This window comes from Companilactobacillus tucceti DSM 20183, from assembly GCF_001434665.1.
In the GTDB taxonomy this organism is placed as follows: domain Bacteria; phylum Bacillota; class Bacilli; order Lactobacillales; family Lactobacillaceae; genus Companilactobacillus; species Companilactobacillus tucceti.
In genome coordinates this window covers 1-1,160 of sequence record NZ_AZDG01000040.1, presented here as the reverse complement: position 1 = coordinate 1,160, position 1,160 = coordinate 1, and the positions used below count along the sequence as shown (strand labels likewise).

Here is a 1,160-nt window from a genome sequence, read left to right as displayed (position 1 = left end):
TACGTCGAGCGTAAATATTAGCTCCTATATCACTGTAAAGTCTTTCTTTTTCTTTAGCTTTAAAATATTCCCATTCGGGGTTTATTTTTATGTACCTAACATTACCGCCAGCGGTAATGGCAGGCTTTATAATATTCTGGTTTTCATCTTTGTATTCAGCTTTATAATTCTTAAACTTTTTAACAAAACCATACTTATCTGTTTGTTTAGTATATTTGTAAAAGTTGAACCGAACACCTTTAAGGTCGATGTAATAGTCATCAATCTCGTTGTATTTCCAATTCATAACTTTGCGTTCATCTGATTGCCATTTTTTCGTATTTTCTTTCAGCATCGTACCATATGGAATTAATGGTATCTGATCTGGTAATTCATCTTCAATATATTTGTAATTGGCTTCTGAGCCGTACCCGGCATCAGCCACAATATACTTATTTGATTTCAAAATTTTATGGCATGTCATACTTTTCAAAAATGGAGTCAATGTTCGAATATCCGTTGGGTTCCAATATAAATCATAGTCGAGTACAAATTGATTATTAGTTGCAATCTGTAAATTGTATCCAGGTTTTAACTGGCCATTATTCATAGGATCTTCTTTAACACGCATAAAGGTAGCATCGTTATCAGTTCTTGAAAAACTATTTCTCTCATCAAGTACTTTTATATCTTTAGCATATTTATCATGTTTTTCTTTGATATGCCGAGTCTTATGCAATTTTGATTTTATAGACCTGCGAACCTGCTTAGCAGGGTTCGGAGACAACATTTTGGTTGATTCCACTTCTTGATCTAGTTGATCTAATCTTTCTTCCAACTTAGCTATAATTAAATCTAATTTTTCATAGTCCATGGGTAGTGACTGTGCCCATGAACTGGATTCTGCTTCTTTTATTTCCTTAAGAACCACATTTATCTTTTCACGATTCATATCATCAAAGCGCATAATGTTCTTCTTCCAAACAAAAGTATATTTATTGGCATTGGCTAAGATTTTAGTTCCGTCAATAAATATAGCATCATCAATCAAATTATTATCTACAAGAAATTTATACATTAGCTTGAAACTAGAACGGATCATTCGCTCGGCATCGTCGGAGACGATGAAGCGAGCAATGGTCCTATATGATGGGACTTTTTCCTGGGTTAGCCATCGTGCA

At 33.8% G+C, this 1,160-nt stretch carries 1 protein-coding gene; it reads right to left on the bottom strand.

Annotation, left to right across the window (positions count from 1 at the left end; genetic code table 11):
- Positions 1-1,081 (bottom strand): transposase (locus tag FC72_RS10550; protein ID WP_157051165.1); only part of this gene is annotated, 1,081 nt, incomplete at its 3' end.
- Positions 1,082-1,160: the final 79 nt, after the last annotated feature.